The following is an 8,599-nucleotide window of genomic DNA, read 5'->3' on the forward strand; positions in this document are numbered from 1 at the left end:
TAACTTCGTTATTCAGCTGCGGTCCAGCGTCCGTCCAGCACGCCGACTCACCCCCCACCACGGAAGCAGAATCCGATGCGACTTCACAGCAAAGGCCATTTAGAGATCGAGGACCGGGGCCCCGTTCTGATTGCAAGGGTCGACGGCGGCCCGCACGGTTTGTTCGGTCTGGAGATCTCCAACCAACTGGAGCAGTTGGTAGACCGGGCCGATCACGATCCGAACGTCCACGCCGTCGTATTCACCGGAACCCACCCCGACCGGTTCGTCAGTCACGCCGATGTGCGGTGGCTGCAAGAAGGCGGCGCCGCGGTGCCCGCGGTCAATCGACTCGGCGCCTCCGTCCTCGCACGTACCGCCAAGAATGTGGTCCGGGCCCACCTGGGCCCCTTGGTGAACCGTACCCCGATGGGGCCCGCGGTCGAACTCGAGCGCCTGCACTCGACATTCCTTCGAATGAACCGCAGCGGGGTCATCTACGTCGCCGCCCTCAACGGCTCGGCTCTCGGTCTCGGCGCGGAATTCGCGTGGGCCAACGACCTTCGCGTGATGGCCGACGGCGACTTCTTCATCGGCCAACCCGAGGTACTGCTCGGCATCATGCCCGGCGGCGGCGGCAGCCAGCGGTTGACTCGACTGATCGGCACCCACAAGTCCCTGGTCGCGATTCTCGAGGGCAAACCGTTCACCCCCGCCCAGGCTCTGGCCAACGGGGCCGTCGACGAGGTGGTCCCCCAGGACGAAGTCGTCACCAGGGCAGTGGAACTCGCGACACATTTCGGGGCACGAACGAAGAAATCGGTCGAGGCCATCAAACGCGCGGTGTATTTCGGCGGCTCGATGTCACTGACCGACGGACTCCACGTCGAGCGCACCGAGTTCCTCGGCACCGCGCTGTCGAAGCAGGGACAACAGCTGATGCTCGACTACATGGACAGCACCGAAGCTACCGGCGAACTCCCCCTCTACAACCCCGATATCTACCAGCAAGCGCTGAAGCTGGGTACTGTGCCCGGACCTCGCTCGACGAGTGGACGGTGAGATCCGCGATGGCCGCAAAAAAGTCCTTCACCCGCCAAGACGTCTATTTCTCCTCCGGAGACACCACCTGTGCGGCATGGCTCTACCTTCCGACCGGCGTTACCTCGCCTCCGGTCGCCGTCCTCGGCCACGGCCTCGGCGCGACGCGGGAGATGCGCCTGGACGCCTTCGCCGAACGCTTCGCCACGGCCGGAATCGCCTGTCTGGTCTTCACGTACCGGCACTTCGGCGACAGCGGCGGCCAACCCCGCCAACTCCTGTCGATCACACGACAGCTCGCGGATTGGGATGCCGCCATCGAGTACGTGAAAGCCCGCCGGGACCTCGACACCACACGAATCGCGGTGTGGGGCAGCTCCTTCGGCGGCGGCCACGCGATCACGGTGGCATCGCGACACCCCGAACTGCGAGCGGCCGTGGCCCAGTGCCCGTTCACCGACGGGCTGGCCTCCGCTCTCGCGCTGGGCCCGATCGCCTCGCTGAAGCTGATGCCGGTCCTCGCGCGAGACCTGGCCGCCGCGGCCACCGGACGCGCACCGGTGACGTTGCCGCTGGCCGCACCCCCCGGATCGCCGGCCTTGATGAGCGCCCCGGACGCCCTCCCCGGCTATCGAGCCCTGATCCCCGAGGGAACGACCTTTGTCAACGAGGCCGCGGCGCGGGTGATTCCGAGCATCGCCGCCTATCGGCCCGGCCGTTCGGCGAAAAAGGTCACGATGCCGATCTTGTTCTGTGTCAGCAACAACGACACCGTCACCCCACCCGCGCAGACCCTCCGATACGCGAAGACCGCGCCGCGAGGCGAGGTCAAGACCTACGACGCCGGTCATTTCGACTTCTACCTCGGCGACGCATTCGAGGCGTTGGTCACCGACCAAATCGAATTCCTGACCCGGCACCTCGGTGCGCAACCGGCCCCCTCGTCTCCCGCATCGGACCGTCTCACATCGAAATAGATAGGCCCGCGATGAATTTTGCCTCACTACCCGACCGCCGCGCTGAACTGGCTCCGGACGGTCCCGCGATCGCCGATGGGTCGCAGTCGCTCACCAACGCTCAACTGCTGGATCGTGTCCGCGCGGCGGCCCACCACCTTCGCAGGCTCGGGATAGGCCAGGATGATGTCGTCGCGCTGCGGTTGAGAAACCGCGCGGAGTTCGTCGTGCTGTTGTTCGCGGCCTGGCGGCTGGGCGCCACGATCACTCCGGTCAATCCGAGCCTGACCGATATCGAAGTTGTTCGACAGCTCGATGACTGCGGCGCTCGGCTGGTGGTGGTCGACGAGGGCGTAGCCGCTGCAGGCGACGCCCCAACCCTCGCCGTCGGCGACCTCGAGAGCGCCTCATCGGGTCTTCCTGGCACACAACGACGTTCGGCCACGCTGGACCGTTTCTATCGAACTGTGGTCGAACGGATCGAACAGCCGCGAGTGGACTCCTCCACCCTGGCCTTGCTCATCTACACCAGCGGCACGACCGGGGTGCCGAAAGGGGTGATGCTCGATCACGCCAACCTCGACGCCATGGCGGCCATGGGAGTGCAAGCCCTGCAACTGGAACCAGCAGACCGATGCTTGCTGATCCTGCCGCTGTTCCACGTCAACGGCATCGTGGTCAGCATCCTCGCGCCGCTGCTCGCCGGCGCCGCAGTCGTGATCGCCGGCCGGTTCGATCCCCGCTCGTTCTTCGACATCGTGGAACGCGAACGACCCACCTTCTTCAGCGCGGTACCGACGATCTACAGCATGCTCGCCGCGCTCCCAGACCACGTCCGGCCCGATACCTCGTCGCTGCGTTTCGGAATCTGCGGCGCGGCACCGGCTTCGGCCGAACTGCTGACGCGCTTCGAAGCACGCTACGGGTTCCCACTGATCGAAGGCTACGGCCTGTCCGAAGGAACTTGCGGCTCCACCCTCAATCCCCTCTCAGGACCTCGGCGCCCCGGCACCGCGGGAATTCCCTTCCCGGGGCAGAAGATTCGGATCATCGACGACTCCGGCGCAGAGGTGGCGCCAGGGGTGAACGGGGAAATCACCGTACGCGGCCGCAACGTCATGCGTGGCTATCTCGGGCGGCCGGACGATACCGCGCGCGCTATCGTCGACGGCTGGCTGCACACCGGCGACATCGGTCATGTCGACGAAGACGGCTACCTGACCCTGGTCGGACGCTCCAAGGACATGATCATCCGCGGCGGAGAAAACATCTACCCCAAGGAAATCGAAGACGTCCTGACCCGCGACCCTTCGGTGCTCGAAGCGGCCGTAATCGGCATACCAGACGAAAAGTGGGGAGAAGTCGTCGTCGCCTACGTCCAGCCACGACCGGGCTCGACCATCGACCCCACCGCGTTGAAAGCCGTCTGCGACCGCCACCTCACCCCGTACAAACGCCCGACCTCGTTCATCGTGGCGGTCACCATCCCCAAGAACGCTGTCGGCAAGATCGACAAGGTCGCGCTCCGGAACGCCCACACCTCCGAAGGACTACGCCGCAACCACGTTGCACAGTCGTGAGGACGGGCCCCATCCCTCACACAGCGCTCGCGGCGCGAAGGCATTTCGATATCTATCAGTTGTGTCGTCGATCGGCATTCACGATCGCCAGTACGTCTCGAACAGCCCGTTCCAGTACCTCGTCCGCGAGTTGTCGATCGCTGAGGGCGCGCGACAGTTGCAGTGCGCCCACCATCATCGCAAAGACGCTGAGCACCTGGACGCGTACCGATGCCGGATCGTGTGGGGCGAGCAGAACAGCGATGTCATCGGCAATCGCCAGCATCCCGGTGGTGTAGGCCTGCTTTGTCCGATCCGCGCAGCGTCCGATCTCGTCGAGTAGAGCGGCCGACGGGCAGCCGTCTTCGGGGGTGTCGCGATGCGCCGGCGACAGATAGGAACGCACGAACCGTTCGAGTCCGTCCCGATCGCGAACCTCGGCATCTACGGCGGCGCGTTGCTCATCCAGCTGAGCTGCGACCGCGTTCGCGATCAGGTCCTCCTTCGATTCGAAGTGAGCGTAGAACGCGCCGTTGGTCAGCCCGGCGTCTTTCATCAGCGTGGCGACGCCGGAGCCGTCGAGCCCGTCCCGCTTGAACCGGCGACCGGCGGCCTCGACGATCCGGCGCCTGGTCGCCGCCTTGTGCTCGCTTGCGTATCTCATCTGACAACTCCTTTACCGCGGCAAGGCCGTCAACCGCCGAGCGTTCCCGATCCATGATATTATGATCGTAATTCAATTTGCCGGTCGGTCCGGCGCTCACGATATCCAGCGGCATCCGACACACCGGTCCGCACGCTCGCGGAATCTCGTTCCGAGCGATCCTGAGCGCGGCCTGTAGACAACCCATATTCGCACCAGGCCAGTACAGTTAGGAGTCGGTAATGACCGCAATCGAAGGTGCCGTCGTCTTTGTCACCGGAGGCAGCCGAGGAATCGGCAAAGCGCTGGTGGAGAACCTCTACCAGCGCGGTGCGAGCAAGGTCTACGCCACCGCCCGCAACCCGCGGACCGTGACCCATCCCGACGCCGTCCCGGTCGCCCTCGAAGTCACCGACCTCGCCTCGGTCACCGCCGCCGCCGACCTGGCCCCCGACGTCACGATCCTGATCAACAACGCCGGCGTCTCGGTCGGCGCCTCCTTCCTCGGATCTCCGATCGACGACATCCGCCGCGAATTCGACACCAATTTCTACGGCCCACTACTCGTCACCCGCGCCTTCGCACCCACCATCGAACGCAACGGCGGCGGGCACATCCTCAATGTCCACTCGGTACTTTCCTGGCTCGCCGTCGGCGGCTCCTACAGCGCGTCCAAAGCCGCGCTGTGGTCGCAAACCAACTCCCTGCGCCTGGAATTGCAGCCACACGGCATCGCGGTCACCGGACTACACGTCGGCTATGTCGACACCGACCTCACCGCAGGCATCCAAGCACCCAAAACCAGCGCAGCCGAAGTCGCCGCACTCGCACTCGACGGCATCGAAACCGGAGCCCACGAGGTGCTCGCCGACGATATCTCCCGCCACGTCAAGGCCGGGCTCGCCGCCGACATCACCACCCAATACCCACAACTGGCCAACTGAGCCCGGCACCGGCTACCGCGCCCCCACGCCATCAGGTGCGCGAAACCCTCGAGGAGAAACCGTGAACGCACCCTACAAAGACACACCGACCAGGTTCGTCGACGTCGACGGCAGGACCTTCGCCTACCGGCGACTCGGACCCGACACCGGCGTGCCGGTGATCTTCCTCAACCACCTGGCAGCGGTTCTGGACAACTGGGATCCCCGAGTCGTCGACGGAATCGCCGCCCGGCACCGGGTCATCACCTTCGACAACGCGGGCGTGGGGGCGTCGAAAGGCGCCACACCAACCTCGGTCACCGCCATGGCCCGCGATGCGGTCGCGTTCATCCGAGCACTCGGATTCACACAGGTGGATCTCCTCGGCTTCTCCCTGGGCGGATTCGTTTCGCAGGTGATCGCCCAGCACAACCCGCAACTCGTCCGAAAGATCATCCTCGCCGGCACCGGACCGGCCGGCGGCACCGGCATCGACAAGGTCACACGAGTCACATTGTTCGATATCGCAAGAGCCACAATGACTTTCAAAGACCCGAAGGAATACCTGTTCTTCACCCGGACCGCGAACGGGAAAGCAGCAGCCCGGCAATTCGTGCAACGACTGAAGGAACGCAAGCACGATCGAGACAAGTCGATCTCGCCACTGGCTTTCCGGGCTCAGCTCAAAGCCATCCACGCGTGGGGCCGACAAGAGCCTTCCAACCTGTCCACGATCCACCAGGCCGTCCTGGTGGTCAACGGCGACCACGACCGGATGGTCCCCAGCAACAACACCGTCGACCTGGCGCACCGACTTCCCAACAGCCGGCTCCGACTGTACGAGGACGCCGGACACGGCGGCATCTTCCAATACCACGACCAATTCGTCACACACGCGCTCGAGTTCCTGGAACAGTAGACCCGCCGTGGACCTCGGCGTCGAAGAGTCCGTTGATCCACGCCTTGGCCGCCAGCTGATGCGAACGCAGCGCGAACTCGTCCGGTTCGGCGCGGGAAATGTCGCCGAGCACGTCGGTCTTGTAGCCTGCGTGCGAACCGGGCAACAAGTGCGGCGCCCGCTCATCGACCCCATGTCCCCGGCAACCACCTCACACGCCCCGGACCGGACGAACTGGTCGGCCAGGACGATCACCTCGATCCCCGACAGGCACACCTTGTTGACATTCAACGCCGGCGTGCTCATCGGAATCCCCGCACCGGCGGCCGCCAGCCGCGCCGGTATCTGTCCGGGGAAGTGTGGACGCTGGTGGTGGTGACGTTGAGGAAGGCACTCACTTTGTAGGCAGCGGCTGGAGGATCTGGTCGAGTTGTGCGGAGGTAGCGTCGAACTTGGCGGCCAACTGGGTTGTGGTGTCGGCCTTCAGTTTTCCGTACCACGCCTTGGTGTCGCGGTAGTCGATCGTCGAGGCGCCGACCGCGTAATCCGAGGCGACCCGCTGGGCGTGTTGTTCGTCGGCCGTGTGGGCATCGCGCGCGGAGCCACGGACACGACTCCAGGCGCAGGTGTCGACGTCTTCTATGCGTCGACTCGACGGTATTGGATTCCGGAGTTCGAAGGCAGCGACCTCAACCTGGCCGGCTGGGCCAAGAAAGTCACCGGGAAGGCTTCCGTCACCGTCGGATCCGTCGGTCTCGACAAGGAATTCGTGGGTCCGGCTGGATTTCCGGACCGGTCATCCGTTACGGGTATCGAAGAACTTCTCGACCGCGCCGAACGTAATGAATTCGACCTCGTCGCGGTAGGACGTGCCCTGATCCCCGACCCCGAGTGGGCCCGCAAGGCGCTCGACGGGCGGTTCGAAGACGCCGAACCGTACGACGCGGCACTCCTCGAGACCCTCCACTGAGGTACATCGGAGTCAGGACCGGCCCCACACTCGAGGACGGCTGCGCCGGCAGCGAGGCTCAGGCGATGATCCGGGTGATGTCACCGGCAGCCCAGGGAGCGGGCGTCCTGGCCGGTGCCGATGGCACATGACTGCTGACGGTATCGAGGCGGCTGATCTGCTCGGCCGAAAGCTCGAGCGACAGGGCGCCGAGGTTGTCCGCGAGTTGAGCCACCGAGCGCGGCCCGATGATCGGAACCGCGCCATGGGTGCCCGCCCAGGCAATAGCGACTTGACCTGCACTGACATCCAGTTCGTCGGCGATGGCAAGCACCGTGTCGAGGATCTGTGTGCGCTGCGCCGAGTTCTCCGGCTGGAACACCCGACCACCGAAGCCCTCCGCGCGACCCTTCTCGCCCTTCCGGTACTTGCCGGTCAGCATGCCGCCACCCAGCGGCGACCAGGTGACGATGCCGAGGCCCAGTGCATGCGACGCCGGGAACAGGTCGACCTCGGGCTCACGATGAACCAAGCTGTGCTGGAACTGCGCGGCCGCGATGGGTACTACGTGAGTGAGCTCCGCCAGGGTCACCGCGCGGGCGAGACGCCAGGCAGGAAAATTCGAGAGACCCGCGTAGACAATTTTGCCCGCGCGCGCCAGGTCCTCGAAACCACGCACGATTTCCTCGATGGGCGTGACACCGTCGGGATGGTGTGCCCACAAGATGTCGATCCGATCCGTCTTAAGTCGTTTCAGGCTCGCTTCCACAGAGGCCACCATGGCCTTGCGGCTGTTGCCGGTGACCAGCCGGTCGGCATCGGGAACAGCGCCGTTGGTGAACTTCGTGGCCACAACGAAATCCTCGCGCCGCCCATCCAGCAAGGTGCCGAGCAGTTCTTCGGACTGGCCGAACTGATAGACGTCCGCCGTATCGATGAAGTTCCCACCGGCCTCGGCATAGGCGTTGAAGAGCGCCTTACTGACATCGGGATCGGCGCCATGGCCCCAGCCGGTGCCGAAGTTGCCCGTGCCGAGCGCTACCTGCGAAACCCGCAGGCCGGTGTTGCCGAATACCGTGTATTTCATTCTCGCTCCATGGATGAAGGTGTCGCACCGCAGCCCACGCCTATTTCGGGCGGCGCGGAACAACGAGATTGCCCACAGTTATCTGGACGATCTCTTGGTTCTGGTTCAGCGTGTTCGTGCGCACCTTGACCAGTCCCTGCTCCGGCCGTGACTTCGACGACCGCACTTCGAGCACTTCGCTTTCCACGTGCAACTCATCGCCGGGTCGCACCGGAAGCGGCCAGCGCAATTCATCGAAGCCTGCGCCGACGATGCCGCCGGCAGGCTTGAATTCGCTGTCCACGAGCAGCCGCATGGTGACGGCGGCGGTATGCCAGCCGCTCGCGGCCAGACCTCGGAAGATCGAGGCGCCCGCCACGCTTTCGTCCAGGTGAAATGGCTGGGGATCAAACTCGGAGGCAAACGCCTTGACACGGTCGGCCTCGATGCGAATGCGGGAATTCCCAGCGAATCGCTGCCCCGGCACGAAGTCATCCAGGTAATAGAGGGTCATGAACATCCCTTCTGTCTGAGCGTCTCGATCGCAAACGCGATGCCCCGACCACCGCCGATACGCTGCGCGTC

Annotated in this window: 9 protein-coding genes and 1 pseudogene; 6 read left to right on the forward strand and 4 right to left on the reverse strand. The window is 64.8% G+C overall.

Features of this window, described 5'->3' with window-relative positions; translation table 11 throughout:
* The first annotated feature begins 75 nt into the window (after positions 1-75).
* From RJ03_RS14020 to RJ03_RS14030, 3 genes are read left to right on the forward strand one after another with little or no spacing between them, the layout of a single operon-like run.
* Entirely contained in the window at positions 76-1,041 is a 966-nt protein-coding gene (locus tag RJ03_RS14020) for an enoyl-CoA hydratase/isomerase family protein (protein WP_036502180.1), read from the forward strand.
* An 8-nt stretch (positions 1,042-1,049) separates the two neighbouring features.
* On the forward strand, positions 1,050-1,997 hold the full coding sequence (locus tag RJ03_RS14025; protein ID WP_036502182.1) for an alpha/beta hydrolase: 948 nt from the start codon (positions 1,050-1,052) through the stop codon (positions 1,995-1,997).
* A gap of 11 nt (positions 1,998-2,008) precedes the next feature.
* Complete coding sequence (locus RJ03_RS14030) at positions 2,009-3,556, forward strand: class I adenylate-forming enzyme family protein (RefSeq protein ID WP_036502183.1); 1,548 nt, start codon at positions 2,009-2,011, stop codon at positions 3,554-3,556.
* A gap of 55 nt (positions 3,557-3,611) precedes the next feature.
* On the opposite strand, the gene RJ03_RS14035 is transcribed toward RJ03_RS14030, so the two are convergent.
* Positions 3,612-4,199 carry a TetR family transcriptional regulator gene (locus RJ03_RS14035; RefSeq protein ID WP_036502184.1) on the reverse strand — a complete coding sequence of 196 codons (588 nt, stop codon included), beginning with the start codon at positions 4,197-4,199 and terminating at the stop codon, positions 3,612-3,614.
* A 221-nt stretch (positions 4,200-4,420) separates the two neighbouring features.
* Here RJ03_RS14035 and RJ03_RS14040 point away from each other — a divergent pair, with 221 nt between their 5' ends.
* On the forward strand, positions 4,421-5,122 hold the full coding sequence (locus tag RJ03_RS14040; protein ID WP_036502185.1) for an SDR family oxidoreductase: 702 nt from the start codon (positions 4,421-4,423) through the stop codon (positions 5,120-5,122).
* Positions 5,123-5,183: 61 nt separating this feature from the next.
* Positions 5,184-6,020, forward strand: coding sequence for an alpha/beta fold hydrolase (locus tag RJ03_RS14045; RefSeq protein ID WP_036502187.1), 837 nt, complete (start codon positions 5,184-5,186; stop codon positions 6,018-6,020).
* 10 nt (positions 6,021-6,030) lie between these two features.
* On the opposite strand, the pseudogene RJ03_RS38385 reads toward RJ03_RS14045, so the two are convergent.
* Positions 6,031-6,350, reverse strand: a pseudogene (locus RJ03_RS38385) (thiolase family protein); the annotation flags it as partial.
* Between the two features lie 79 nt (positions 6,351-6,429).
* Here RJ03_RS38385 and RJ03_RS38390 point away from each other — a divergent pair.
* Entirely contained in the window at positions 6,430-6,969 is a 540-nt protein-coding gene (locus tag RJ03_RS38390; RefSeq protein WP_245552284.1) for a beta/alpha barrel domain-containing protein, read from the forward strand.
* 58 nt (positions 6,970-7,027) lie between these two features.
* Here RJ03_RS38390 and RJ03_RS14060 read toward each other — a convergent pair whose 3' ends face one another.
* Positions 7,028-8,035 carry an aldo/keto reductase gene (locus tag RJ03_RS14060; protein WP_036502193.1) on the reverse strand — a complete coding sequence of 336 codons (1,008 nt, stop codon included), beginning with the start codon at positions 8,033-8,035 and terminating at the stop codon, positions 7,028-7,030.
* Positions 8,036-8,075: 40 nt separating this feature from the next.
* A partial coding sequence (locus tag RJ03_RS14065; RefSeq protein WP_218000963.1) for a MaoC family dehydratase occupies positions 8,076-8,599 on the reverse strand: 524 nt, incomplete at its 5' end.

This window comes from Nocardia aobensis NBRC 100429 (assembly GCF_000308375.1).
Classification (GTDB): domain Bacteria; phylum Actinomycetota; class Actinomycetes; order Mycobacteriales; family Mycobacteriaceae; genus Nocardia; species Nocardia aobensis.

What these genes read in the sequence shown, in the direction of transcription:
- RJ03_RS14020 (WP_036502180.1), top strand. Translation starts at nt 76, where the DNA reads ATGCGACTTCACAGCAAAGGCCATTTAGAGATCGAGGACCGGGGCCCC.
- RJ03_RS14025 (WP_036502182.1), top strand. Translation starts at nt 1,050, where the DNA reads ATGGCCGCAAAAAAGTCCTTCACCCGCCAAGACGTCTATTTCTCCTCC.
- RJ03_RS14030 (WP_036502183.1), top strand. Translation starts at nt 2,009, where the DNA reads ATGAATTTTGCCTCACTACCCGACCGCCGCGCTGAACTGGCTCCGGAC.
- RJ03_RS14035 (WP_036502184.1), bottom strand. Translation starts at nt 4,199, where the DNA reads ATGAGATACGCAAGCGAGCACAAGGCGGCGACCAGGCGCCGGATCGTC.
- RJ03_RS14040 (WP_036502185.1), top strand. Translation starts at nt 4,421, where the DNA reads ATGACCGCAATCGAAGGTGCCGTCGTCTTTGTCACCGGAGGCAGCCGA.
- RJ03_RS14060 (WP_036502193.1), bottom strand. Translation starts at nt 8,035, where the DNA reads ATGAAATACACGGTATTCGGCAACACCGGCCTGCGGGTTTCGCAGGTA.